This window comes from Marinobacter shunpengi (genome assembly GCF_045449715.1).
In the GTDB taxonomy this organism is placed as follows: domain Bacteria; phylum Pseudomonadota; class Gammaproteobacteria; order Pseudomonadales; family Oleiphilaceae; genus Marinobacter.
In genome coordinates, this window is the sequence record NZ_JBJJLA010000019.1 from 55,807 (window position 1) to 81,617 (window position 25,811).

Annotated in this window: 22 protein-coding genes and 1 other RNA gene; 11 read left to right on the top strand and 12 right to left on the bottom strand. The window is 61.6% G+C overall.

Annotated features, from left to right (window positions below; translation table 11 throughout):
- Positions 1-3 precede the first annotated feature (3 nt).
- The 3 genes from ACJO3T_RS13770 to ACJO3T_RS13780 all read left to right on the top strand — a co-directional run bounded on the left by ACJO3T_RS13770 (position 4) and on the right by ACJO3T_RS13780 (position 4,800).
- The gene (locus ACJO3T_RS13770) at positions 4-474 is read left to right on the top strand and encodes an ion channel (RefSeq protein ID WP_406963376.1); all 471 of its coding nucleotides are present in this window, start codon (positions 4-6) and stop codon (positions 472-474) included.
- 287 nt (positions 475-761) lie between these two features.
- Positions 762-2,756 (top strand): carboxylesterase/lipase family protein, encoded by a 1,995-nt coding sequence (locus ACJO3T_RS13775; protein WP_406978819.1) that lies wholly within the window; start codon positions 762-764, stop codon positions 2,754-2,756.
- Entirely contained in the window at positions 2,749-4,800 is a 2,052-nt protein-coding gene (locus ACJO3T_RS13780) for a carboxylesterase/lipase family protein (protein ID WP_406963374.1), read from the top strand. The genes ACJO3T_RS13775 and ACJO3T_RS13780 overlap by 8 nt, the downstream gene beginning before the upstream one ends.
- A 53-nt stretch (positions 4,801-4,853) precedes the next feature.
- Here the strand turns inward: ACJO3T_RS13780 and ACJO3T_RS13785 are convergent, their stop codons facing one another.
- The 3 genes from ACJO3T_RS13785 to ACJO3T_RS13795 form a co-directional block, all read right to left on the bottom strand.
- A complete protein-coding gene (locus ACJO3T_RS13785) occupies positions 4,854-5,030 on the bottom strand; it encodes a DUF2897 family protein (RefSeq protein ID WP_406963373.1) in 177 nt (58 codons plus the stop codon).
- Positions 5,031-5,222: 192 nt separating this feature from the next.
- Positions 5,223-6,188, bottom strand: a complete 966-nt coding sequence (locus ACJO3T_RS13790) for a DUF945 family protein (RefSeq protein ID WP_406963372.1) — start codon at positions 6,186-6,188, stop codon at positions 5,223-5,225.
- Positions 6,189-6,399: 211 nt separating this feature from the next.
- Positions 6,400-7,053: a TetR/AcrR family transcriptional regulator gene (locus ACJO3T_RS13795; RefSeq protein ID WP_406963371.1), complete on the bottom strand. Its 654-nt coding sequence runs from the start codon at positions 7,051-7,053 to the stop codon at positions 6,400-6,402.
- Positions 7,054-7,179: 126 nt separating this feature from the next.
- Here ACJO3T_RS13795 and ACJO3T_RS13800 point away from each other — a divergent pair, with 126 nt between their 5' ends.
- Positions 7,180-8,283 carry a DUF2855 family protein gene (locus ACJO3T_RS13800; RefSeq protein ID WP_406963370.1) on the top strand — a complete coding sequence of 368 codons (1,104 nt, stop codon included), beginning with the start codon at positions 7,180-7,182 and terminating at the stop codon, positions 8,281-8,283.
- A gap of 49 nt (positions 8,284-8,332) precedes the next feature.
- Here ACJO3T_RS13800 and ACJO3T_RS13805 read toward each other — a convergent pair whose 3' ends face one another.
- Complete coding sequence (locus ACJO3T_RS13805; RefSeq protein ID WP_406963369.1) at positions 8,333-8,758, bottom strand: host attachment protein; 426 nt, start codon at positions 8,756-8,758, stop codon at positions 8,333-8,335.
- Between the two features lie 75 nt (positions 8,759-8,833).
- The gene (locus ACJO3T_RS13810; RefSeq protein WP_406978820.1) at positions 8,834-9,604 is read right to left on the bottom strand and encodes an eIF2B alpha/beta/delta subunit family protein; all 771 of its coding nucleotides are present in this window, start codon (positions 9,602-9,604) and stop codon (positions 8,834-8,836) included.
- Positions 9,605-9,806: 202 nt separating this feature from the next.
- Between ACJO3T_RS13810 and ACJO3T_RS13815 the strand changes: the two genes are divergently transcribed.
- On the top strand, positions 9,807-10,520 hold the full coding sequence (locus ACJO3T_RS13815) for a transglycosylase SLT domain-containing protein (protein ID WP_406963595.1): 714 nt from the start codon (positions 9,807-9,809) through the stop codon (positions 10,518-10,520).
- Positions 10,521-10,561: 41 nt separating this feature from the next.
- On the opposite strand, the gene ACJO3T_RS13820 is transcribed toward ACJO3T_RS13815, so the two are convergent.
- Entirely contained in the window at positions 10,562-11,503 is a 942-nt protein-coding gene (locus ACJO3T_RS13820; protein WP_406963367.1) for an FkbM family methyltransferase, read from the bottom strand.
- 187 nt (positions 11,504-11,690) lie between these two features.
- Between ACJO3T_RS13820 and ACJO3T_RS13825 the strand changes: the two genes are divergently transcribed.
- On the top strand, positions 11,691-13,175 hold the full coding sequence (locus ACJO3T_RS13825; protein ID WP_406978821.1) for a bifunctional 2-methylcitrate dehydratase/aconitate hydratase: 1,485 nt from the start codon (positions 11,691-11,693) through the stop codon (positions 13,173-13,175).
- A gap of 30 nt (positions 13,176-13,205) precedes the next feature.
- Here the strand turns inward: ACJO3T_RS13825 and prsR are convergent, their stop codons facing one another.
- The 5 genes from prsR to ACJO3T_RS13850 all read right to left on the bottom strand — a co-directional run bounded on the left by prsR (position 13,206) and on the right by ACJO3T_RS13850 (position 19,604).
- Entirely contained in the window at positions 13,206-14,579 is a 1,374-nt protein-coding gene (gene prsR / locus ACJO3T_RS13830) for a PEP-CTERM-box response regulator transcription factor (protein ID WP_406963365.1), read from the bottom strand.
- 75 nt (positions 14,580-14,654) lie between these two features.
- Entirely contained in the window at positions 14,655-16,817 is a 2,163-nt protein-coding gene (gene prsK / locus ACJO3T_RS13835; protein WP_406978822.1) for an XrtA/PEP-CTERM system histidine kinase PrsK, read from the bottom strand.
- A gap of 45 nt (positions 16,818-16,862) precedes the next feature.
- Positions 16,863-17,810 (bottom strand): SDR family oxidoreductase, encoded by a 948-nt coding sequence (locus ACJO3T_RS13840; protein ID WP_406978823.1) that lies wholly within the window; start codon positions 17,808-17,810, stop codon positions 16,863-16,865.
- Positions 17,810-18,625 carry a lysophospholipid acyltransferase family protein gene (locus ACJO3T_RS13845; RefSeq protein WP_406963362.1) on the bottom strand — a complete coding sequence of 272 codons (816 nt, stop codon included), beginning with the start codon at positions 18,623-18,625 and terminating at the stop codon, positions 17,810-17,812. Before ACJO3T_RS13845 ends, ACJO3T_RS13840 begins: the two co-directional genes overlap by 1 nt.
- A gap of 94 nt (positions 18,626-18,719) precedes the next feature.
- A complete protein-coding gene (locus ACJO3T_RS13850) occupies positions 18,720-19,604 on the bottom strand; it encodes a D-hexose-6-phosphate mutarotase (protein WP_406978824.1) in 885 nt (294 codons plus the stop codon).
- A gap of 102 nt (positions 19,605-19,706) precedes the next feature.
- Between ACJO3T_RS13850 and ACJO3T_RS13855 the strand changes: the two genes are divergently transcribed.
- Both ACJO3T_RS13855 and ffs read left to right on the top strand, forming a co-directional pair.
- Positions 19,707-20,408: a 2OG-Fe(II) oxygenase gene (locus ACJO3T_RS13855; protein WP_406963360.1), complete on the top strand. Its 702-nt coding sequence runs from the start codon at positions 19,707-19,709 to the stop codon at positions 20,406-20,408.
- A gap of 114 nt (positions 20,409-20,522) precedes the next feature.
- Positions 20,523-20,619, top strand: an RNA gene (ffs, locus tag ACJO3T_RS13860) — signal recognition particle sRNA small type.
- 25 nt (positions 20,620-20,644) lie between these two features.
- Here ffs and ACJO3T_RS13865 read toward each other — a convergent pair.
- Positions 20,645-22,426 carry a sensor domain-containing diguanylate cyclase gene (locus ACJO3T_RS13865; RefSeq protein WP_406978826.1) on the bottom strand — a complete coding sequence of 594 codons (1,782 nt, stop codon included), beginning with the start codon at positions 22,424-22,426 and terminating at the stop codon, positions 20,645-20,647.
- A gap of 195 nt (positions 22,427-22,621) precedes the next feature.
- Here ACJO3T_RS13865 and dnaX point away from each other — a divergent pair, with 195 nt between their 5' ends.
- The 3 genes from dnaX to recR all read left to right on the top strand — a co-directional run bounded on the left by dnaX (position 22,622) and on the right by recR (position 25,804).
- On the top strand, positions 22,622-24,757 hold the full coding sequence (gene dnaX, locus ACJO3T_RS13870) for a DNA polymerase III subunit gamma/tau (protein WP_406978827.1): 2,136 nt from the start codon (positions 22,622-22,624) through the stop codon (positions 24,755-24,757).
- Between the two features lie 48 nt (positions 24,758-24,805).
- Entirely contained in the window at positions 24,806-25,129 is a 324-nt protein-coding gene (locus ACJO3T_RS13875; protein ID WP_406978829.1) for a YbaB/EbfC family nucleoid-associated protein, read from the top strand.
- A gap of 72 nt (positions 25,130-25,201) precedes the next feature.
- Positions 25,202-25,804 carry a recombination mediator RecR gene (gene recR, locus ACJO3T_RS13880; protein WP_406963356.1) on the top strand — a complete coding sequence of 201 codons (603 nt, stop codon included), beginning with the start codon at positions 25,202-25,204 and terminating at the stop codon, positions 25,802-25,804.
- Positions 25,805-25,811 lie beyond the last annotated feature (7 nt).

Below are 25,811 nucleotides of genomic sequence, written 5' to 3' on the forward strand. Positions count from 1 at the left end.
TCCTTGCTGATAAACCTGATAATCGGGCTATCCACCATGACGGCCTGCCTGTTGTTGCAGGCCATACTGCTGGTGCTGGCTATCCGCTACTACATTGGTCACATCGGTCTGGCGACCACGTCCTCATCCTGGTCGATGCTCCGCGTTATCTGCGCCTTCATGGTCATGCTGGTCCTGGGCAATCTGTTGCAATGCACGATCTGGGCATTGGTATTCATGGTACTGGGAGAGTTCGAGGCATTGTCCGAGGCGGTCTACCACTCCGCCGTGAACTTCGCGACCCTGGGGTACGGAGACATTGTGATGTCAGAGCGGCACCGCCTCCTGGGGCCGATAGAAGCCATCAACGGCGTCATAATGATCGGGGTATCCACCGCCGCCCTGATGACGGCGCTGCAGCACAGTCTGAAAGAGTCCCTGGCTGCCCAGCGATGGACTCTTGAACAGCGTCGGGATGACCATGAATCCCATTGATGCGGTGGGATAAGGCATGGGATTCACCATGACAGTGGCCCCGGACTCCAATCGGATATTTTTTGAATCCTTTCAATTCAGGGTTGTCTGATCGCTGAATGAGACCTATAGTGATTTTGACTCATAAAGTGACATAACCCTGGAGAAGATAGACCAGAAACGTTCACTGGCGCCCCGGCCAGGCCCTATCCCTTTGAATGCAGTACGTTTGTTGATCCGTTTCGGCAAACCGGATCTCCCGGCGATATTCAGGAAGAAAGACGAATACAACAATAAAGGATTCCTGCATGAACAATCCCAACCCGAACACGGCGCGCACAACGGTCGTGGCCACTCTGACGTCCCTTGCTTTCGCTCTTACCGGCTGTGGTGGCGATGGTGGTGGCTCTTCAACACCCAACAGCCTCACCGGTACCTTTGTGGACAGCCCCGTTTCGGGACTGGACTATGAGGGCGACCAAACGGCGGCCTCCCTCACCAATGAAAATGGCCAGTTCCAGTACCTTGACGGTGAAACCCTGACCTTCGCCATCGGCGACCTGGTGCTGGGTTCGGCAACCGGCGCCGGCACGGTGACCCCGGTGGACATCACCGAAGGCGCCAGCGACGGATCAGACCCTGGCGTCCGTAACCGGCTGGTGCTCCTGCAGACGCTGGACGCCGACGGTGACCTGAACAACGGCATCCAGATTACCGACGCCATCCGGATGGAGGTATCGGTCAGTGCCGACAGCCTTGACCTGAGTCTGATCCCGGAGGATTTCAGCGCCGCCCTGCAACCGGTGGTGAACGCCCTGGAAGCCGATAATGCCTTCACCGACAACAATCCCCGGCCCCGGGCAGTGGTGTCTGCCAGTGACGCGGCAGAGCACTTTGCCCGCTCCACCAGCCCGCGGCAGGTGGTGGAGACCGCCAGCGGTGAGGTGCGCGGTTTCGAGTCCAGTGCTGATACCTGGCAGTTCCTCGGCATACCCTATGCCCAGCCCCCGGTTGGTGACCTTCGCTGGCGCCCGCCCCAGCCCCTGGAACCCTGGGAAGGGGTGCGTGAGGCGGTGTCCTGGAGCGACCAGTCGGCCCAGAATCCCGCCCTGCAGCAGTTCGGGGAAGGGGGCATGAGCGAGGACTCCCTCTACCTGAACGTCACCACCCCCAAGGAAGCCGACGGGCTGCCGGTGATGGTGTGGTTCCATGGCGGTGGTTTTACCTCCCTGACCGGCAACACCAAACCCTTCAACAACCCGGAGGCCCTGGTGACCAGGGGGGTGGTACAGGTGTCGGTGAACCATCGCCTGGGGCCCTTTGGCTATATCGCGCATCCGGACCTGACAGCGGAAAGCGGTTATGGCGGCTCCGGAAATTACGGCCAGATGGACCTGGTGGCCGCTCTGGAGTGGGTACAGGCCAATATTGAGGCGTTCGGGGGCAACCCGGACAACGTCACCATCTTCGGGGAGTCCGGTGGTGGCCGTAAGGTACTGTCATTGATGGCTTCGCCGCAGGGCGCAGGGTTGTTCCACCGGGCCATCAGCCAGAGCGGGACCCTCTATCCTGATACCCGTAGCCTGGAAGACGCCGAGGCCATCGGCGATCAGCTACAGGCCAACCTGGGCGCCTTATCACTGGCGGAAATGCGCGACGCAAGCTGGAGTGAAGTGGTGGCCGCGTCTGCGGAACTGCAGCCCTATACCAACGTCGATAACCACTACCAGCCCTATACCGAGAGGGCGAGCTTCGAGAACGGCAACCAGAACGACGTGCCGTTCATGTTCTCCATCAACACCAACGACACCCCGGATCCGACGGCCACCGCCATCGATGTCTTCCCGTGGATGGCGCCACTGAATACCTCCAACATGTACGCCACCCTGTTCAGCCACCAGCCCGCCGGCTGGCGGGCCCGGGGCGTGGAGGCCTACCACGCGGCGGAGCTGGCCTATGTGTTCAACATGCCCCAGAGCGTGGTCACCCATTACCTGCTGGGCCTGGTGATTGATCCGGCCACCGGTGAGTCCCTGGACATCGGAGACATTAACGGTAACGGAGTATCCGGCTCCGACGGCGATCCGGCGGACATCCTGGTCTCCGCCGGGTTCGATGAGACCGATGCGGTGGTGATCGACCGGATGCTCACCATCTGGACCAACTTCGCCAAGACCGGCGATCCCGGCATACCGGGCGAGATCGAGTACCCGGTTTACGACGCTGCCACCGAGTCCTATGTGGACATCGGCGTGGAGGCGGAAGTGAACAGCGGCCTGGGGGAGGTGCTTGACGATGAATAAGACCAGAAACCGTATCGCGGGGCCAATGATGAACGTTCCAACCAGGACCTGGGCGTGGCGGACCTTCCTGATGACCGTGGTGGTGTCGCCAATAGCCATTACTGGCTGTGGTGGCGGTGGTGGTAGTTCTTCGGACGACGCCCGTACCGGCACCTTCGTGGACAGCCCGGTGGCCGGGCTGGATTATACCGGCCCGGATACGCCCTCCGGGCGTACCAACGACAACGGCGAATTCCAGTACCAGCCGGGGGAGACCATCACCTTCGCCATCGGCGAACTGGAACTGGGGTCGACTGAAGGGGCAGAGGTAGTGACGCCCCTGACGATCACCGCCGGTGCCGGGTCTGCCGACGATCCGGGGGTCACCAACCGGCTGGTCCTGTTGCAGAGCCTGGACGCCGACGGCGACCTGAACAACGGCATCCAGATCACTGAAGCTATCCGCGATCAGGTATCGACTGATGCAGGCGTGATTGACTTTGGCCAGGCGCCGGAGGATTTCCGCACCAGCCTGGAGCCAGTCCTGAGCGCGATTGAGGACAGCGGTGCCTTCACCGACCTGGACCCCCGTCCGCGGGAGGCCCGTGAAGTGGCGGATGCGACGCAGCATTTCCAGCGCGGTCGTAGTGACGGCGTTACCGTGGCCACCACAGGGGGTGACCTGCGAGGCTTTGAGTCCAGCGAGAACACCTGGCAGTTTCTCGGGGTGCCTTACGGGAAACCTCCGGTCGGGGATCTTCGCTGGCGTCCGCCAGAGCCGGCGGAGCCCTGGGATGGTATCCGTCAGGCGACGTCCTGGGCGGACCAGTCGGCCCAGAACCCGACCCTGGAATCCGTGAATGAGGGTGGTATGAGCGAAGATTCCCTCTACCTGAACGTCACCACGCCGAAAGATGCCGAGAATCTGCCGGTGATGGTCTGGTTCCATGGTGGGTCTTTCTCGATCCTCTCCGGTAATTCCATGCAGTACAACAACCCGGACAGCCTGCCCACCAGGGGCGTGGTCCTGGTGACCGTTAACCATCGCCTGGGGCCGTTTGGCTATATCGCCCACCCCCTGCTGACCGAGGAAAGTGGCTATGAGGGCTCCGGAAACTACGGCCAGATGGACCTGGTGCTGGCATTGCAGTGGGTTCAGGACAACATCGAGGCCTTTGGTGGCAACCCCGACAACGTCACCATCTTCGGCCAGTCCGGCGGTGGCGGCAAGGTGTACTCCCTGATGAACTCGCCCCAGGCGACGGGGCTGTTCCACAAGGCCATCGTGCAGAGCGGTTTTGCCCCGATGGATGAGGACAGAACCGCCGAAGATTCACTGGCGGAATCCGAGGCCATTGGAACCGCGTTGTTTGAGCGGCTCGGGGTAAGCACGCTGGAAGAGGCGCGGGCCCTGTCCTGGACCGAGATTACCCAGGCGGACCTGGCCAATAATATCCCTCGACAGACCTACCGGCCCAACGTGGACAACGATTACCAGACCAGGACCTACTACCAGAACGTGCAGGAGGGTATGCCCAGCGATGTGCCTTTGATGGCCGGCGCCACCAATGGTGATTACGATAGCCTGCGTGCGGCCCTGCCGATCTGGCTGGACCAGCGTTCCGCCGACTACCAGTCCGACCAGTTCGTCTATGTGTTCAGCCGGGTGCCCGATGGCTGGGACGAACTGGGGCTGCGAAGCTGCCACGGTTGTGAGTTGCCCTATGTCTTCCATTATCCGGCTGGCATGGTCCAGAACTATTTGTTGGGCCTGGTGCTGACCCCGGACGGGGCACAGCCGGACATCGGCGATCTCAATGGAAACGGGGTGTCAGGCACGGAAGGGGACGCGGCGGATGTCTTTGCGTCGATGCAATACGGTGCGGATGATGTGGCGATTTCCGATCTGACCATGACATTCTGGACGAACTTCGCCAAGAGCGGTGACCCAAGCACGGGTAGTCTGGCGTGGCCAGCCTATACCGGTTTCAATGATGCCTTTATGCACATTGGGCCTGCGAGCGACGCGGTCGCCGAAACCGGTCTGGAGTCGGCGCTGGAATGATGGATGGCCGGGGCCCGGGGCTTTAGCCGGGCCCCTGTGCCGGGCGGTTGACGTTACCAGCCGCCTTTATCCTCCTTGCGGTCCTGTTCCTCGTTCTCTGCCTTCTGCTTCTTGATCCTGGCCATCTTCTCTTTCGAGATGGGCATGTTGGCGCTGTCCCTGAGCATCAGCAGGCCGCCGACAACCAGTGCCAGGGCGAGCAGGAGGAATATCCAGCCGATCATGGGCATATACCGGGTTCCTGATTATCCGTTACGTGTGCATTTATGGTGAACCAGGTTGGGGGGATATGCCAGTATCGGGAGAGGTCGATCGGGAAGGGAAGGACTGATGATTGGACGGCTCCCTGTTATCTCAGGGAGATAGTCAGGCGTCGCAAATCCGGCGGCCGGTCCGGCTAACCGGACCGGCCAGGCTGGCGATCAGTTGGCGTCGACGGTCAGCCCGAGCATTTTGGTGGCGTCGGCGGTGGCGCCCATCATCAGCATCATGCTGATCTGGGTCAGCTCTTCCATGCTGAGGGGCTCTTCCGGCTCGATGGTTATCGAGAGCTGCTTGGGGTCCTCGATAAAGGCACGGATCTCTCCGACCACTTCGGAATCGCCAAGCTGCTGTTCCATACCAGCCAGGATCTGGGCCTTGAACTGGTCCGCGGTAACACCGTTTTCCCTGGCAACCGCTTCCATCATCAGTTCCACCTCACCGTCATTCTCGTAGCGAAGTTGGGTGCGGTTGAAGCGAACACTCTGAAGCTCGGCCTGGATGGCCTGTTGCTGGGCAGGGGTGAAGTCAGTGCTACCGCTGTTTTGTTTATAGGCAGCCTGCAACGCTTCCCAGCCACCGGAGACATCCGACAGGGTCATCTCATGGTTCAGGCTGCTCAGGCCCTCGGTGGACCAGGTCAGGTTGGAGGCCAGCTCGTCCTTGCCGTTGTTAACGTCGTAGCCGAAATGGAAATCCATGGGATGCTCGCGGTAGTCCACCTCGGCAAAGCTGGACATTTCGGTCAGCAGCTTCTCGTTAACGATTAGCAGATTCTTAACGGACAGGCTGAAGTTGTCTGGCAGACGCTCGTTTTCCGTATAGCCCTCCATGACAACAGTAATGTTATCTGCCTTGAAAAGATCGCCTTCCGACTTGCTGCTGATCAGCACACCGTTGAGGGTGGCGGAGCTGGAGAACAGGGAGGAATCGACACTGTCGTAGGTGATGACAGCATCGCCATCGCTTTCCTCTTCAATGGTTTCGATCGCTTCCACGACCTTGGCTTCCGCCTGGGAATTGATGAACCAGGATGCGGCGAAGTAGAGGGCGGCCAGGATCACGATGATCGCAATGGCGATTTTCCCTTTGTTGCTTCCTGACGGGGTTGTGACTGCATCACTCATTGAAACGGTACCTCCTTGATTATTGAGGGGGAGAAGGTTGCAGAAAGTTCATGTGGTGTCAATTAAAAGCCGAATTTCAGATGTAAATTCGATCTGACAGTATCCGGGGATAACATGGTGATCAGAGGTGGTCGGCAGGGGCTGGCGTACCGGGTCGGTTTCCGGAGAAACAGGCGGGATACTGAAAATGGCCCATGAATGGCTGGACCGGTCAGCCCTGGGGCTCCTCCACCGTCGGTGTCGACAGGGCCAGGGCACAGAACCGTTCCATTTCCCCGGCCCAGGATTCCATCCGGGCCACGTCCAGATGCATATGGAGGGCGTAGCGCCGGCCGCCCCACACCGCCAGGTGAAGGGCCTCCACGGTTTCGGCGGATGGCCTGGGGGCGAGGTCATGGCAGGCCGCCAGCGTCCGGTGCCAGATGTCCAGCAGCTCGTCGTAGGCCCGTTGCTGGTGCCTGGGGTCCGCCACAACCGGCTCAAGCCGCATCATGTCCGGAGAGAACCAGGTCCGGTCCGATTCCAGTCCCGCCAGGTGGCGGATCAGCCCGTGCAGCCTCTGCCGCCAGCCCAGGTTGTCCGGGGTGATCACCCGCTCCTCGATCTGCTGAAGCAGTTCTTCGATGCAGTGGCGGACATAGCCGGAGTGCAGCGCCTCCTTGCTGGGGAAATAATCGTAGAGAGTGCCCACCGCGATACCGGTCTCCAGGGCCACCTTGCGGGTGGTGAGCTGGTCCCAGCCGTCGCGCTGCCAAATCCGAACATAGGCATCGTAAATGGCCTGTACCGTGAACCGGGCACGGGCCTGTCTCGGCCGCTTGAGCGGCTTGTTGCGGGGGCTGTCGATAGCCTGGGGCTTGCTCATGGGGATTCCGAACCACCTGTCCTCGGGCGCTGGATACAATGATCCTGAAACAGAACGTTGGCAACCCGGTGGCATCAACAGCCACCCGGAAACATCCATAGTAACCCTTTTACGAGGATCAGGCGCATGACAGACATCACTCGACTGGTGACTGACCAAGAGTCACTGGGCACCTCAAAAGTTATTAACGAGCAGGTTCCGCCGCTGGCGGATGGCCAGGCCCTGATGCGTATTCACCGTCTGGCGGTGACCACCAACAATATTACCTACGCCGCCTTTGGCCACACGCCCCACCTGCGCTACTGGGATTACTATCCGGTGGCGGAGCAGGGCTGGGGGCAGATGCCCGCCTGGGGTTTCGCCGAGGTGGTAGAGTCCACCGTGGAAGGGGTGGAACCGGGAGAGCGTTTCTATGGCTTCTGGCCCATCGCCACCCATGTGGTGGTGGACCCCGTCCGTGTCAGCCAGCGGGGCTTCTACGATGGCCGCGACTATCGCCTGGATCTGGTATCGGCTTACAACCAGTACCAGCGGGTGCATACCGACGCGGCGTATCGTCCGGAGAACGAAGACTACCAGATGCTGCTGCGGCCACTGTTCATCACCTCGTTCATGCTGGCCGACTACCTGGAGGATAACGGGTTCTTCGGGGCCCGCCGGGTAGTGATTTCCAGTGCTTCCAGCAAGACCGCCTACGGCACCGTGTTCTGTCTTCAGCAACGCGACGACCTGGACGTGGTGGGACTGACGTCAGCGTCCAACAGGACCTTCGTGGAAGGTCTGGGCTGTTACGATCAGGTGGTGGACTATGACGGCATCACCGGGCTTGATCCGTCGGTGCCCACGCTATACGTGGACTTCTCGGGCAATGACGGGGTCAGGGCGACGATCCATCACCACCTGGCGGAACAACTGGTCCATAACTGTTATGCCGGTTCCGCCCACAATCACGAACATATCAATGAGGCGGAATGGACGCTTCCAGGGCCTGCGCCCCGGCGTTACTTCGCCCCGGACCAGATTCGCAAACGTAATGCCGACTGGGGACCGGCCGAGGTGACGCGCCGGTTCAACGAGGCCCAACTGGCCTTTATCGACCGTGTACAGCAGCCCGATTCGCCCTGGATCACGGTTGAGGAACACCAGGGTCTGGAGGCTACGCAGACACTGATCCGGTCACTGGTGGATGGTCGCGTCGATCCGGTCAAGGGCCATGTTGTCGTCCTGTAGGTGCCGGTAGGGGAAGGCCCTGCCTGGGCAGGGCCTTCGAGAGGCAACGTCAGTTAAAGATGTTCTGGTGGATAACGCTTTCGCTCTCATTCACCAGGTTCTTGCTGACGCTCTGGATCACCGATTTTTCCAGGGGACCGTTGAGCTTCTGGCGGATAACGCCCAGGAAGTGAGGGCTGGCCACCAGGATCAGGTCGCTGAAGCGGCCTTCCTGTCGGGCCTTGTCCAGGGTCTGGACCAGTTCCCCGGCAAATGCGGCTTCCTCCTGGACGGTGGCGCTGGCTTCCGACATGGCGTGGCCCTGCGCCAGGGATTCCCGGGAGCGTCCGGGCTGGTCCGATACCAGTTCGCTTTCCTTGAGCCGACTCTCGGGGTGCTCCAGTCGGGTAATTTCGGTAGGCATGGCCGTGCGGGCCGTGGTAGCAAGGATTCGTGCATGGGCACTGTCGGCGACCAGAATCCAGATCTTTTCCATTGCATCCTCCACGTCGTTGGTGGGTGAGTTCGGCTCATGACGTGAGTATGGATCAAATCAGCACTATTTGTGATGTTACGAGAAATAGTCTGCTTCCGATACCGTTGGCTGGACTCCGTATTCGGTCACCAGGTGAAGGCCCTCAGTAAAGGGCACGGCTTCGAATAGCTCGCCGGAATGCGCTACCTGCCGGACCCGTTTGCGTGAGTCACCGAGTACGTATACCGGTTTCCCGGCAGCCAGCAGGGTCCTGGCTATCCGCCCGCTGCCAACCTTGTTGACGAAACAGTGGTCATCGTATTGATCCACCCCAAGCCAGGCGGCATCCAGGGATGGGACCAGGCTGGCGATACTTTCGTCGTTCACCAGATCGCAGGCGATTCCGCGATCCGTCAGAAAACGGTGTTGGGTAGCGCCCTCGTCACCGGGCAGGGAACGGGTTTGGCAGAAGCATATGGTCGGCGCGGCCTGGTGCGCCTGCTCGATGGCGGACAGCAACATACCGCTGTGGCTGTGCAACAGGACCCGGGCACCATTCCAGTCGCCCAGGGAAAGCAGTTGGCGGGCCACCCGGGCGGGGATGTCCGACCACCGGTGGACATAGTCGTCCAGCCTGGCCTGGAAATCGTCGCCTGGTTCGGTCCCCAGGGTGTCCAGTAGGTGATGAACCACTACCATGGAACAGTCGATGTTCCTCAGTTCCTTAAGCGCCCATCGCCGCTGGGCCCGGGACGGCGTGTTGTCCCCCCGGTCACCCAGGGCGTCAATGATCCACTGCACGAGGGTGGATGAGCCGTGTTCCCGGTCTGTGATGATGGTATTGATGCGTTCGGTAAAACGATCCATGCAATTCGCCTGGGTTTATCGGAGCTGGGTAGTAAAGGGGGTATTCAGAGGCCCCTGAACCAAGATTACTTCAGTATCAGCCATCGGAGTTCCGGAAATGTTGGCAGGTTCCTGTTTCAGTCGGGTGATTTCGCTATACTTTCGTTAATCTGCAGGCCATGTCGGACGGTGTATGGCGTGGCTGAATATTGATGAGGTGTGGATGCGTTTTTCCGGTAAAGTCCTGACCACCGGTGCCATTTTCTGTCTGTCCCTGATCCTGCCCTGGTCGTCGGCCACGGCGGATTCCGTGCGTCGTATCGTCCACTCGGATGGACGGGTGGAATTCACCAATGCCCCATCGGGCCAGTCGGCCCGGGCCAGTACCGGTAGCGAGACGGTGTACAAGTTCACTGATGAGAACGGTGTGGTCACCTTCAGCGAGGCGAGGCCCGACGGTGCCAAGTACGACGTCATCCGCTTCGAGTGCTATGCCTGCAAGCCAGATTCCACGGTCGACTGGCACCGGACGCCGCTGTTTGCGGGCCGTTACCAGGAAGAGATCGAACAGACCGCGCGGGAATTCGAGGTGGACCCGGCGCTGGTGCAGGCGGTCATCCATGCCGAGAGTGCCTTCAATCCCCAGGCGGTCTCCTCTAAGGGAGCCCAGGGGTTGATGCAATTGATGCCGGCCACGGCCCGGGATGTGGGGGTCAGTGACGCCCTGGATGCGGAGCAGAACATCCGCGGCGGGGTTCACTACCTGGCCCGGATGATTGCCCAGCACGATGGCGACATCAAGCTGGCCACGGCGGCCTACAACGCCGGCCCGGGGGCAGTCAGACGTCATGGTGGCATTCCCCCCTATGCCGAGACCCGCGCCTATGTGAAACGGGTTGGTATCCTGCACGAGCGCTACAGGCTGGCCTCCAACTAATGTCCTATCTACCGGTGCGGTTGGCTCGGTAGAGTAACGAATTACCCGGTTGGGGCACTGGCCCTGAACAGCAGGTCGAATACCTGTGGAAGTGGGCCGTCCCCCTCATCAAACGCTCCCTGGCCGGGGCGCTCTCCCCAGAATGCGCGATAACCATAGGCCCCCAGGGTATCGCACACCGTCCGGTAGCTGTTGGGTGTCCTGTCGGAATCCGGTCCGCGCACCTCGCACCAGATCACGGGCCTGTGGCCCTGGCCCAGGTAGCCGGTCATGCCACGGACCACGGCCCCCTCGAACCCTTCCACATCGATCTTGATCATCCCTATGCCTGCTCCCTGGTCGGGCAGTTCCGACAACAGCGCGTCCAGCCGTCGTACCCGGACATCGATGGTGGCCTGGTACAGGGACGGTTTGCGCTCTTCCCCGGCCGGTTGATTGCCGGGAGCCTCGGACACCAGGGAGTTGCCCCCGGGGTTGGACTCGGACACAAAGAACCGGGCGATGCTTTCAGCGTCACCCACCGCCACCGCAAACACAGTGGGGTAGAGCTCCGGATGCCGCTTCAGGAAGTCGCCGTGGCCGGGCTCCGCTTCCACTAACACGGGATCGAAACCCGCCTCCCGGGCAAGCAGGCTGTACAGGCCCAGGTTGCTGCCCACATCCAGGAAGGTGCCTGGCGGGCCCCGGCGGCTTGCCACGTCGATAATCACCCGGTTCAGGGGGCTGGCGCGGTAATGCCGTAACAGGTTGCCGTAGTAGCAACTGAGCAGGCGCTGGTTGCAGGCACTGAGGTCAACCAGGAACTGGCGGCCATCACTGGTGCTGATCTTTTCCATCTGTGCGCCCGGAGGTGGCGGGTAGAGCCGGTCCATGACGGACAGGCCCAGGTCACGGCGACGTCCGGTGATCTTCATATCAAAAGGCAACAGGCCAAGAATGTTTCGCAGGGCCCTCTTGCTGGCAGGTTCGAGGATGCTGGGCATGGCTGGGATCTCCTCCCTAGGTGAGCGGTACTCCTTGGGTACGGCCTGACTTTTACCCCAGATAAGCTAGCGCAGGGTGGTTGTACAGGAAATGTTCAATTTGTACCCATATACGGTGGGATGCGGTGCTTGCAGCCTGGGCTAGACTTTTCCATATTGGGGCCGTTTACGCACACCAGGAGGAATCATGAGCGCGAATGCCGACCAGAATGTACGACCGGACTACGACGACCTGCTCAAACAGATTGCCGACTACGTACTGGACCATGCGATCGACAGCGACGAAGCCTGGACCACGGCCCGCCACTGCCTGATGGATACACTCGGGTGTGGGCTGCTGGCCCTTAGGTATCCGGAGTGCACCAAGCACCTGGGACCGCTGGTGCCGGGTACGGTGGTCCCCCAGGGTGCCCGGGTGCCGGGTACCTCGTTCGAACTGGACCCGGTCAAGGCGGCCTGGGATATCGGTTGTATCGTGCGCTGGCTCGACTACAACGACACCTGGCTGGCGGCGGAGTGGGGGCATCCATCGGACAACCTGGGGGGAATTTTGGCGGTGGCCGACCACCTGTCTCGCAGGCGAGTGGCCAACGGCCAGCCGCCGCTGACCATGAAAACGGTACTGGAGGCCATGATCAAGGCCCACGAGATCCAGGGCATATTGGCGCTGGAGAATTCCTTCAACCGGGTGGGCCTGGATCATGTGGTACTGGTCAAGGTGGCGTCCACTGCGGTGACCGCCTGGCTGATGGGCGCCAGCCGCGATCAGTTGCTGTCGGCCCTGTCCCATGCCTGGGTCGATGGGCAGTCACTGCGTACCTACCGCCATGCCCCCAACGCCGGCTCCCGCAAGTCCTGGGCGGCCGGGGATGCCACGTCCCGGGCGGTGCGGCTGGCGGACATTGCCATGCGGGGCGAGATGGGCATTCCTGGCGTGCTGACGGCACCGCAATGGGGCTTCTACGACGTGCTGTTCAGCAAGACCAACCGCGACCAGGCCCTGAAGCCGGAAGACCAGCGCCGGTTCACCCTGCCACAGCCCTTTGCCAGCTATGTGATGGAGAACATCCTGTTCAAGATTTCCTTCCCGGCGGAATTCCATGCCCAGACCGCCGCCGAGGCGGCGGTCATTCTCCACCCCCAGGTGAAGGATCGGCTGGACGATATCGACCGGGTCGAACTGACCACCCATGAGTCCGCCATCCGCATCATCTCCAAGCAGGGTCAATTGGCCAACGCCGCCGACCGGGACCACTGCCTGCAGTATATGACGGCAGTGCCGCTGATCTTCGGCGAGTTGACGGCGGATCACTACGAAGATGGATTCCACGAGGCCCATCCGGAGATCGACCGGATCCGGGATCGCATGGTGGTCGTTGAGGATGAACGATACAGCCGCGAGTACCTGGAGCCGGACAAGCGTTCCATCGCCAATGCCATCCAGGTGTTCTTCAAGGACGGCAGCAGCACCGAACGGGTGGCCGTTGAGTATCCCATTGGTCATCGCCGTCGGCGGGAGGAGGGCATCCCCCTGCTGGAGGAGAAATTCCGTAGCAACCTGGCAACCCGGTTCCCGGGGCAAACCTGCCGGCGTATTGACACCCTGTGCGGCGACCAGCCGTCACTGGAGCAGACCCCGGTACCGGCGTTCATGGACCTGTTCGTGATCTGAGGGACGTGGCCCCCGGTACCAATCCGGCGCTTAAGCCTGTGCTGCTTCCGCCGATGTGTCGATGCGGTACTTGTCGGTCAGGTTGTACAGGGTGGGGCGAGTAATTCCCAGCAGGCGGGAGGCCTGGGCCATATTGAAGCCGGTGGTCTTGAGGGCCTGCATGATGGCATTGCGCTCGGCGGTTTCCCGCACCTGGCGGAGATTGAGCTGGTTGTCTCCCGGCTCGGTATCACCGTTCAGTTCCAGGTCGCCGGCGGTGATCCGCTTGCCTTCGGCCATGATGGTGGCCCGTTTGACCTTGTTGATCATTTCGCGGACGTTGCCGGGCCAGGGATAGCCGTTGATGGCCCGCACCGCATCGTCGCTGAACGACAGGGTGGGGCGGTCCATCTGGCGGGACAGGCTTTGCAGCAGGGAGCGGGCGATCAGCAGCGGGTCGCCCTGACGGTCACGCAGGGCGGGCACCTCCAGGGTGATTTCACTGATCCGATAGTACAGGTCTTCCCGGAACTCGCCAGCGTCGATTAACTGCCTGACGTCGCGGTGGGTGGCGCAGACCACCCGTACATCCACTTCCACTGGCTTGACGCTGCCCACCCGGTCCACCGAACGTTCCTGCAGGAAACGCAACAGCTTGGCTTGCAGGGCCATAGGCATATCACCGATCTCGTCCAGAAACAGGGTGCCGCCGTTGGCGCTTTCAATCTTGCCCTTCTTGCTCTGGGTGGCGCCGGTAAAGGCCCCTTTCTCATAGCCGAACAGCTCGCTTTCCAGCAGGTTCTCGGGAATGGCCGCGCAGTTGATGGCGGCGAAGGGCTGCTCGGCCCGGTGGCTGAGGTCATGGAGGGCCCGTGCCAGCAGTTCCTTGCCGGTGCCGGTCTCTCCGGAAATCAGGGTGGTGACGTCCGTGGGAGCGACCTTTTCCAGGGTCCGGCAGACCGTCAGCATCTGTGGGCTGGCGGCGACAATACCCTTGATATTGGCGCCGTTCTGGCGGCTGGCCAGTTCCCGGTTTTCCCTTTCAAGTTCGGCAAGGCGGAAGGCGCGGTTGACCACGAAGGCGAGGATGTCTGGGTCCAGGGGTTTCTGGTAGAAGTCGGACGCGCCCATGCCAATGGCCTTGACGGCGTTCTCCTTGTCCTCGCGACCCGTCACCACGATAACTTTGACCATGGGCGACAGCCGCAGGATATCATCGAGCAGGGCAAAGCCTTCCGAGGCACCGCCGGGGTCCGGGGGCAGGCCCAGGTCCAGTGTGACAACCTGGGGTTCATTGCGGCGGAGGCTGGCCAGTGCCGATGCCCGGTCCGCGGCGACATCCACCTCCAGGTCACTGCTGAAACACCAGCGCATCTGGCTCTGGAGGCCCGGGTCATCTTCTACGATCAGTAAGCGTTTGGTCACAACAGAATAAATCCTTTTCGTTGTTGGGAAAATTCTCCAGACCGGACACCGCGTCTCTTTCAGTTTCGGCCGAAATCAGGAGGAATGCAATCCTCCAGCCCGCCCGGGTAGGGTTTCGGGCTCGTCGGGGAGGGCGGCGGGCGGCTCCCCGGAGGCGACTTCGCGGGTCGGCTGGGTGGCGATCTTCACCGTTGGCAGCAGTACCGAGAAGCATGATCCCATGCCCGGTTCGCTGGTGACATCGATATTACCGCCAATCTGGCGGACGTATTCCCGTGCCTGATAGGCACCGATGCCCATGCCGGTCAGCCCCTTGGTGCTTTCGAACGGCTTGAAGAGCTGCATGCGGATAAACTCCTCACTCATGCCGGTGCCGCTGTCCTGGATGAATAATACCACATGGTCCGCGGAGGCCTTGAGGGTCAGTGTCACCTCTCCGTCTGGAGGTGTGGCGTCCTGGGCGTTCTGGATGAGATGGCCCAGTACGCTCCATAACTGGTCGTGGTCTGCCCGAACCATCACCGTATCGGGCGCTCCGGTGACCCTGGGGCGCGGCTGGTTGCGAGCGTAGTGTGACGCCAGCTCGTTAATCATCTGCTGCAGGTTAAGCGGTGCCTGGGCACCCTGTTCCGAGGCGGGCTTGCGGATATGGTCCACCAGGTTCGACATCTTCTGTACCGCATGCTCCGTGGTACTGATCATGTCATCGATGAACGCCGGGTTGTCCCGATGGTGGTTGGCATTGCGTACCAGCAGCGACAGTTGCGCGATCAGGGTCTTCAGGTCATGGACCATGAAGGCGGAGGCCTTGCTCACCGCCTCGAACTGCATGGCCCTGGAGAGCCGGTTCTGGGCGTCGGCCTGGGCCAGCAGGTTACAGGTCTGGCGGGCCACCACCCGCACCAGGTCAAAGTTCTCCCAGTTCAGCTCAACCCGGGCGTTGGAGCGGCCCACCAGGGTAATGCCGTAGAGTTCATTGCCCAGGTACATGGGAATCAGCAGCCAGCCCCGGTCGAACTTGAGGATGGGGTCCGGTATCTCCAGCAGGTTATAGCGCACCGGGTCGTTACGGTACTCTTCCAGATCGATGATCCACTCCCGGTCGCCGAAGAACTGGGCCAGCTCGCAGTCGCCGTCGATACTGGTGAAGCGGGGCTGGTGGAGGTTGACGGTGCTCTGGAGCATGAAATTGCCGTCCTCGTCCCGGACCCAGAGTGCGCCGGAGGAGCTTTCCACCAGCCCGGCCAGGATCCGCACGATGCGCTCCGGTAGCGGCGGATCGTCGCTGAGGTTGGCCAGCTCCCGGGTCATCTTCAGCCATTCCTCCCGGTAGTCGTACTTGTAGTCGAAGAAGTTCTGGCTGATAAACACCATCAGGCGGGCCCGGAACCGCCGTGAGGTCAGCAGCAACGCCAGGAACGACAGGGCCGCGGTGATGAACAGCATCTGCAGGGCGTCGCCCCATTCGCCACCCAGTACCCGGACGTAGTAGCCACCGGCAGCCGCAAACAGCAGGTAGATACCGGCAAACACCAGGGCGCTCACGTGGAACATGGCGTTGCGGGAGAGCTGGAACTCCACCGGCTGTTTGCGGGTGTTCATCATGGTGATGCCCAGCAGCGGGACAATCACTGTGTTAACCGCTCCCCTGGCGTCCCAGAAGCCGCTGGAAACCTGGCCAAACAGCAGGGCATCGGTATACATGAAGAAGTCATAGGCGAACAGCGTCAGGATGCCGATGCACAGGTAACGGATGCTGGAACGGCTGGACTGCACGGAGTTGCGCCAGATCTGTTCCACCAGGCAGATGCCCAGCAGGGACAGGGAAATCTGGCCCACGATCTTGAGCTTGCCGCTGACCAGCGGGATATTGAGCAGGGACTCCAGCGCCGCCAGGGTGAACAGCACGAAGATCACCGAGAAGGTCAGGAAGCCCAGCAGTCGCCGGGTCTGGTGGGCCTCCATCCGGTGGCGGTCGGCGGAACGCAGCAGGGCCAGAAGGACGATGACCCAGCCGGCGTCCCGCAGCAGTTCCAGCAGGTAGCGGATGATAAAGGACGGTTCGCCCCAGAGTTGCTGGGTGACCAGCGAGCTCGCCCAGAAGAAGGACAGTATGGCCGCCAGCAGCAGCACCCGGTCCGATGTACGGCGGAGGTAACGGGTCACGATCAGCCCGCCCAGCAGCAGGAAGGCCAGGGAGGCGGCAGCGTAGCTGATCAGTCCGAATTCATTGAACATCGACGGCACATCCTGTGATCTTGGTGGCCCCCGGCTTCAGGGCCCCTACACCGGGTGTTTGTTCTCCCGATAATAATGGAATATATCATCCAGGGTGCGTTTTGGGCGAAAACCGAACTCCTTTGAAAAATGCCGACCGTCGATGATGACCGGGTACTTGAAGAAATCCATCAGGTAGGGGGGGAACCGTTTCAGGTTCAGCAGCCGAAGTATGGTGCGTGGCAGGATCGGCGGAATCGACGGAATGGGTACCTGCTGGCAGCCGCAAAGCTCCAGTGCCCGCTGGTAGGCGACCCAGTCGTCGGGTGCCACGTTGTAGATGCCTTTCTTTTTCCGGTGCCAGGCCCGCACGATGGCGTCGGCCATGTCGTCGATATGGATAAACTGCATCATGGGCGAGAAACCGGCCAGCACCGGCGCCCGTTCCCCGGACAGCAGGGTACTGATGGCGTTGCGCACGCCGGGGCCGACGATGTTGCAGGGCCGCAGGATGGTGATGTTCAGGTCCGGGTAGCGCCACAGGTAGATGTTGGCCAGGTTCTCCAGTTCCACTGAATCCACCAGGTCCATGGTCAGGCCGGCGGCCTTGAGGGGGGCTTCCTCGTCAATCAGCGCCGGGTTGAAAGGCATGGCGCCGTATACATGGTAGGTGGACAGGATCATGAGCCGGCCAACCCTGTACTTGTGGCTGAGATCCATCAGCTTGTGGGTGCCCAGCACATTGGCGTTGTAGCGTTGCAGGCGGGTTTCCTGGCTCGACATGATGCGGCCCAGGTGGATAACGCCATCAAAGTGGAAGCGCCGGAACAGGTCCTCGAAAACCCGCTTGTTGAAATCGATGCAGTAGCTGGGGATGTCGTCCCCCAGCCAGACCTGTTCCCGGAAATCCACCGCCACGATGTCGCAGGTCTCGCGGAGCTGGCTGATCACTTCCTGGGCGAGGGTGCCGGCGGCGCCGGTCACCAGGATCTGTGGCCGTTTGCTGGATGGCATCAGAATATCCTTCTCCGCTGGTTCAGTCCCCTCTTGATCATCTCGCCGACGGCGGCCTTGACCAGTTCCACCCGTGCCGTGACCTGCTCCTCGGGAATGTCGTCGTTGTCGAAGAACATGGGCTCCCCGACGCAAATGTGCACCTTGGCCGGAAGCACTATCGGCGCCGCCAGGGGAAAATAGGGCAGGCCCAGCAGTCTGGCCAGGGGCTTGATGTTGGCCAGGGCGGGAATGGTTTCCTCGCAACCGACAACCCCGACGGGCACCACCGTGGCATTGTATTTCATGGCCAGGTGCATGAAACCGTTGCCGAAGCGCTTGAGCTGGTACCGGTCACGGTAGAGTTTGCCGGAGCCCCGGATACCCTCCGGAAAGACGATCACCGCCTCGTCGTTGGCCAGGATCTTGGCGCAGTTCACCGGGTCCCCCAGCACGGCGCCGAACTGGTTCAGCAGGTTGCCGAGGTAGGGAACCGTGGGGAAGAAGCGTTCAATCATCGCCCGGGGAATGCGCGGTCTGTCCTTGCGGGAGGCCAGTGCGAAACCGATCAGCAGACCGTCGATGGGCAACTGGCCACTGTGGTTGGCGATGATCAGTACCGGGCCCTCCGCCGGAATCCGGTCAATGCCATCCACCTCCACCCGGAAGTACTTTTCGTAGATTTCCCGGGTGATGGCGTAACCGATCTTGAGGGTGTCGTTGTTGTAGCCCCATGGATCATACCCCAATGACCCAATGGGTTTACCGATCCGGTCGATCTGCTCGTCCAGTTGGCTGGAAACAAGACGGCGCTTGAGAAACTCTGCCAGGCTCATCGGTCATCCTTTCCTGTTCTATTCCCGCAGTATAGGCAATGGGTTCCGGTCGTCAGCCCGCAGGCCGATGTTTTCGACGATTACCTGACCGGCGTCAGCTCCTGGCCAGGGTCATCATCAGGGTATCGCCGGTTCCGGGGGGCACCTGTCGCCCGTCATCGGCGGCGTTGGCGGTTTCCACACACAGCATGCCGGTCCAGGCATCGTCCGGAAAATCCGACAGCCGGCCCGCCTTTTCCGGCCCCGGGTTCCAGACCACGGTGGACTCGCTGCCCTTCGCTGTCAGCCGGTAGCGGTGGGGCGGCGAATGGATATCCAGATCCGGTGCGCCCTGATAGATCCGGTCCGTTTCCCCGTCAAAGGTTACCCTGCCTGTCTGGGATCTCCGCTGCCAGCCATCCAGTGTGTCCAGGTAATGGCAGCCGTCAAACCCATAGAGGTGAGTGCCCCGGATGTCGTCCGTCGGCAGGTATGTGTGCAATGCCTGGGTGATGCTCAGGGGCTCCCGGCCGGTGTTGAGGGTTGTCAGTTGCAGCGACAGGGTATCCGGGCGGAAACAGAAGGTCAGGGTGGCCCGGGCCTGGCCTGTCCAGGGAAATCCGGTGGTGGCATCCAGGGTAAGCGTGATGGCGACCTGATCGCCGGACTCTTCGATGGCGTCCACTGACCACGGGGCGGTGCGGGCAAAACCGTGGGCCTTCCCCGTTTGTACACGTTCCTTCACGGTATCCGGATTGCGGTCCGGGTCGCCGAACCAGGGCCAGCACACAGGAATGCCGCCACGGACGGCGACGCCTGGCTGGAAGCGGGCCGTGGGGCTCATCCACAGCCAGTTGCTGTCACCGGTCGGGGCGAAATGCACCAGGTGGCCCCCCTGGAGCGCCAGGGTGGCCTCAAATCCGGGGTGGTGAACATGGAGGGCGTTGAGGCCGCCCAGTGTTGTCCGTTGGGTGTAGCGGGTCTGTGTCCAGTCGACCATGGGTATCCTGTGGTAATTGCCTACCGGAAATTGTAGGCAGGGGCTTCCGGTTCTCTGCAGAAGTTCTAGAATGCACGTTTTTACCTGCGGGGAAAACTCCCTATGACCATTGTTTCCATCCTCCAGTCAGACGCCGACGCTGCTTCCCCGGAATCCGCGTCCACATGCCCCGATGAAGGCTGGCTGGATACCATCGCCGGCCAGCTGTCGGAATGGGGGTGGCTGACACTGGACGTATCGCCACAACTGGGGCCAGGCCTGCTGACCGGACTGCGCCGTGAGGTGAATATCCTGGAGAAGACAGCTGCCATGGAGCGTGCCGGTGTTGGGCGTGGCGCGGACTTTACCCAGGATCGTTCGGTCCGCCGTGATCGTATTGCCTGGCTCGATGGCGAAACCGCCGACCAGCAGCGCCTGTTCAACTTCCTGGAGGACATCCGGGTGGGGCTGAACCGTCGGCTGTTCCTGGGGCTGCAGCGTTTTGAGGCTCACTATGCCAGCTACCAGCCCGGGGATTTCTATCGTCGCCACCTGGATAGTTTCCGTGGCCGTGCCTCCCGGGTGGTCAGCCTGGTGCTGTACCTCAACCAGGGCTGGGATTCCGGCGATGGCGGTGAGCTGCAGGTGTTCAACCGGGAGAACCCGGGGGAAATCTGTGGTCGTGTATCGCCGGAGGCGGGCAGGGTGGCCATCTTCATGAGTGAAGAGGTGCCCCATGAGGTGTTGCCGGCGAGTCGTCCCAGGCACAGTATCGCGTGCTGGTTCCGCCAGGACGTGGTACCAGTCCCCCTGACGGGTGTTTGATTGGATAGCTCTGACCGGATAGAAACAGGTGACTTATGGGGATTGATACCATCCCCACCTGCTGCTACTATGCGCGCCGCGCTCGGGTAATCCGGGCCATCGTTATGGTGGTCCTGCTGGTGCCCCCGCAACGATAAACCGTGAACCCGGTCAGGCCCGGAAGGGAGCAGCCGCAGCGGTGGATTCGTGTGCCGGGGTGTCGCTGGTGGGGCCACCCCCAGTTTCTTCCCGCTTTTCTAATCAGCCTTCACGCCGTCAACGTCCTGTTGCCCGCTGACCTTCACAGGGTCGCCATCAGCCGGTGCGCTGAATACCACCACCTTATTCCGCCCCTGTTCCTTGGCCCGATAGAGTGCTGCATCGGCTTCCCGGATGATATCGCCCCACTCGATCCGTCGGTTGGCGGAAAAGATCGGCGCCAGTCCGGCGGTCAGGGTATGGCGGATAAAGTGGCCGTCATACTGGGTGGGATACTGCTCAAAGGCCTGGCGGATGCGTTCGGCAATGCGCAGGGCCTGGCGCTCTTCCCGCACCTGGACCAGCATGGCGAATTCCTCTCCTCCGTAGCGAAGGCATGTGTCCCCGGGGCGGCAGTGGGTGCGCAGCAGGCGCCCGAATGCCCGCAGGACGCAGTCGCCGGCATCGTGGCCGTACTGGTCGTTCAGCTCCTTGAAATGATCCAGGTCGATCATGATCAGATAGACAGGGTCTCCGGTTTGCCGGAACCGGGCCTGGTAGTGTTCCAGCGCCTGGGGGAAAACTCGCCGGTTGTTGAGCCCGGTCAGGGCGTCCTGCCGGGCCAGGGTGAGCGCCTGTCGCCGGTCCCTGTCCCAGGCAATCAGGCGTTCCCCCAGGGCGACCAGCAGCAGGCAGGATTCCAGTACCGCACTGATCTGGGTGAACACGAGTGGGTCCATGCCCCAGTTGAACAGCGGAGTGCCGGCACTGAGCACGCTGATCAGGAGTCCGATGCCGTACACGGCCCAGGCAAGGGCGTACCAGCGGGCGTAGCGCTGACCACGACGCCAGGCCAGGTAACCGATCATCGGCAATAATGCCAGTAACGCCAGCGACGCGAAGGACAGTGCCAGAACCGGCTCATATACCCCCAGGAGCCGGAGGCCGATGCCTGCCGCCATGATTACCTGGAGAATGATTGCGCCCCGGTTGAACAGTGGGAACTTGTCCCTTGCCTTTAGGAAATGCCGGGAGAACTGCAGGGCAGTGATTGATGTGGCCAGGAACAGGACATGAAAGCCCTCGTTATGCAGGAATACCGACGAGGGCCACAGATACTGGTAGGCAAAGCCGTTCAGCGCTGCCCACATCAGCGTGCTGAAGGTGAGGAACAGGGCGTAGTGGAGGTAGACCACCTGACGAAGCAGGGCCGCGCCCAGCAGGGCGATCAACAGCAGGGTCCCCATGACGCCGAAGAAGACGCCGTAGGCCATGTACTCTCCACGGCTCCGTTCCGCGAAGTGGGACGTTTCGGACAGGTGAATATTCAGGCTGACGGAATCAGCCTTGTTCGGGGCGTAGGCCATCTTTACGTACAGGTCGGTGTATCCGCCGGCTGCGGTTGCATGGGGGAAAGCCAGGGTGCGATAGGCCAGGGGGCGGTCATCGAACGGAACCCGGTCGCTGAGGGAGACCTTCCTGAGGATGTCATCGCCGTCCGAGTAATAAAGGGTGATGTGGTCCAGGTAGCTGGTTTCGTGATGCAGCACCCAGGGTATGCTGTCGGTACCCCCGGTATTGTCCAGTCGGAATCGCACCCAGAACGTTTTGCCGGTAATGCCCTGGTTGACGCTGGCGGCGGTAAGGGGCTGGAAATCCTTGTCCTGAACGTCCTCCAGGGTGCTGTCTGAAGTCGTGCTCAGATACTCCGCCGGTGCCCGGATCAGCTCGTGTTGCAACCCGCTGATATCTAGGGCGGGAATGGATGCTCCCGCGGGCACTGCCAGGGTAAGGAGCGCGATCAGTGCAACGATGGTCAGGGGAGGGGCAAATGTTCGCAAGGGCGGGACCATACTGGACGACAATCTCAGGACGCAATTCAAGCATAGAGCAATGGCGGCCCGGTAGGAATAGCTTGCCTGGTAACTGCATGTTACCGGTTGTGAGCCGGTTTCCGAAGACGATATTTTTCACCTTCTTATGATACCGGGTCCGTGCTAAGGTTAGCGCCATTAACCAGCCGTAGTTGATGGATCATGAGTTACCAGGTACTAGCCCGCAAATGGCGCCCCCGCACGTTCAGCGACATGGTCGGTCAGGAGCATGTGCTCCAGGCCCTGGTCCATGCCCTGGAACACAATCGCCTGCATCACGCCTACCTGTTTACCGGAACCCGTGGCGTGGGCAAGACCACCATTGGTCGCCTGCTGGCCCGTTGCCTGAACTGTGAGACTGGCATTACCGCCAACCCCTGTGGCGAATGCAGCAGTTGCCAGGAAATCCTCGACGGCCGTTTTGTCGACCTGATCGAAATCGACGCCGCCTCCCGCACCGGGGTGGATGACATGCGGGAACTGACCGACAACGTCCAGTATTCCCCCACCCGCGGACGCTACAAGGTGTACCTCATTGACGAGGTGCACATGCTCACCAACCAGTCCTTCAACGCCTTCCTGAAGACGCTGGAGGAACCCCCGGAACACGTCAAGTTCCTGCTGGCCACCACCGATCCGCAGAAGCTGCCGGTGACCGTGCTGTCCCGGTGCCTGCAGTTCAACCTCAAGCGCATGACGCCGGAGCATATCGTTAGCCACCTGCGTTACATCCTGGGTGAGGAAACGGTGCCCTTCGAGGAACCGGCGTTGTGGCAGCTTGCCCGGGCGGCGGACGGCAGCATGCGGGATGCCCTGAGCCTGACCGACCAGGCCATCGCCTTCGGTAACCAGAAACTGGCGGCCAGTGATGTCAGCAGCATGCTCGGCACCATCGACCAGCGGGATGTGGAGAAACTGGTGGATGCCCTGGTCAGCAGTAACGGGCCCGAGCTGCTGGCGGAGATCGACCGGATCTCGGACTTCGCGCCGGATTTCAGCGCCATCCTGGCGGACCTGCTGTCCCTGTTTCACCGCATCACCATGGAACAGGTGGTGCCCGGCAGCGCCGACAACGCCATGGGCGATGCCCACCGGGTTCAGGAACTGGCCCGCCAGTTGAGCGCCGAGGATGCCCAGTTGTTCTACCAGGCGGCCCTGGTGGGGCGGAAGGATCTTGAGATTACGCCGGATGCGCGCATGGGCTTCGAGATGACCCTGCTGCGTATGCTGGCTTTCCGGCCGGGGGCCGACCGTCGCGACCCGCCGCTGGTGGGTAGTGGTACGCCAGACCGGAACCGTGCCCGGGAGGGATCCACCGACGGTGGTTCGGGCGATCGGGAATCCGGTGAAGAACCCGCCCCTGCGGCAGTGGAAGCCGGGGCGCACCGCTCCGCGTCGGAGACATCGGTTGCCCCCACCCCGGAACCATCAGCGCCTACACCACAGCCGGAACCCGAGATTGCGGCACCAGCGGGTACGGAGACGCCAACCGGTGCCGAAGCAGGGGAGAGTCACGGACAGACCCGGGTGGATAACCCTCAGCCGGCGCCTGTTGACAATCCGGGATCTGCCCCCATGGACAGTCCCGGGCAGGACGCTCCGTCCCGGTCAACGGACGAGGTGATGGAGGCTGCGCCGGCGGATAATCCGTCGCCACAACAGCCGCAGCCGGTGCAGGAATCGGCACCATCGCCAATGGCCGAAGCCCCGTTGGAAGACGACAGCCTGATGGCCATGGCAGACCAGATGGCCGCCGGTGCCGAAGCGATGGATGACGTGCCCTGGGATACGCCGGAGGCGGAGCCGACGCCCGCCATGGACGAGCCGGAAACCACACCGGAGCCGGCCACGCCTGCGCCGGAACCGCAGGCACCGGTACCCTCGGAGCCGGCTGAACTGCTCAATGCGGAGGGGTTTGTCTGGTCCCGGGATTTCCGGCAGCTCGGTATCGTGGGCATGCCCGGCAACCTGGCCAGCCAGGCCTCCTGTGAGCGGGATGGTGATCGCTTCCTGCTGACTATGGATGAGGGGCACTACCGGCTGCTCACCGATCGCCACCGGGAAAAGATCCTGGAGGGGCTGCGCGGGGCCTTTGGCGATGGGGTCACGCTGGAAGTCGTCCAGGGTGATGCCGGCGACCAGACGCCCATTGGCTGGGAAACCCGGGAGAAGGTCCGGCGTCAGCAACAGGCCGAGCAGGCCATTGACCAGGATCCGAACGTGAACGCCATTGTGGAACGGTTTGAGGGGCGGGTCGTCAAAGAGAGTATCCGGCCCCTTCAGAAGTCAGCCGGCTAGGTGCTATTAAGAGGCTCCCCAGGCACACAACATTGTGAGGTAGACGACATGATGAATGGTATGGGCGATATGATGAAAAAGGCCCAGCAGATGCAGGAAGAAATGCAGAAGGCCCAGGAGGAAGCGGCCAAGTCGGAAGTGACGGGTGAGGCCGGAGCCGGGCTGGTCAAGGTGATCATGAACGGTCGCCACGATGTCCGCAAGGTGGATATTGACGATTCCCTGCTGTCGGAAGACAAGGAAGTGCTGGAAGACCTGCTGGCGGCCGCGATCAACGACGCGGTAAGACGCGTGGAGGCAGACCAGAAGGAGCGCATGTCCGGGTTGATGTCGGGCATGGGGCTGCCGTCGAACTTCAAGATGCCGTTCTGACGGCCGATAGTTAACTGACGGCGCTCTGAGAAGGGCGCTGACTGATCCAACATTGTCATTGCAGGAGTACGGATGGCTTTCAGCCCACTGGTGGATGAACTGGTTGAATCCCTGAGATGTCTGCCGGGGGTAGGGCAAAAGACCGCCCAGCGCATGGCCTTTCACCTACTGGAAAAGGGGCGTGCCGGTGGCGAACGGCTATCGGAAGCCCTGTCCTCGGCCATGACCGGGGTGCGCCGCTGTGAAAGCTGCCAGAATTTCTCCGACACTCCCATCTGTCCCATCTGCGAAAACCCCGAACGTCGCGGTGGCACCATCTGTGTGGTGGAAAGCCCCTCGGACTTGCTGGCCATTGAGCAGGCCGGTGACTACCAGGGCGGTTATTTCGTGCTGATGGGGCACCTGTCGCCTATTGATGGCATCGGCCCCGAGGACATCGGTGTGGAACGGCTGCTGCGTCGGGTGCGGGAGGAGGGCGTTACGGAGCTGATCCTGGCCACCAACCCGACCGTGGAAGGTGAGGCCACCGCCCATTACATTGCCGACCGCCTGGATGGCTCCGGTGTGCTGACCACGCGGCTGGCCCATGGCATCCCCGTTGGCGGGGAACTGGGTTATGTGGACGGCTTTACCCTGACCCATGCCTTCCGTGGCCGCAAGCCACTGGCGGAATGATCCATGG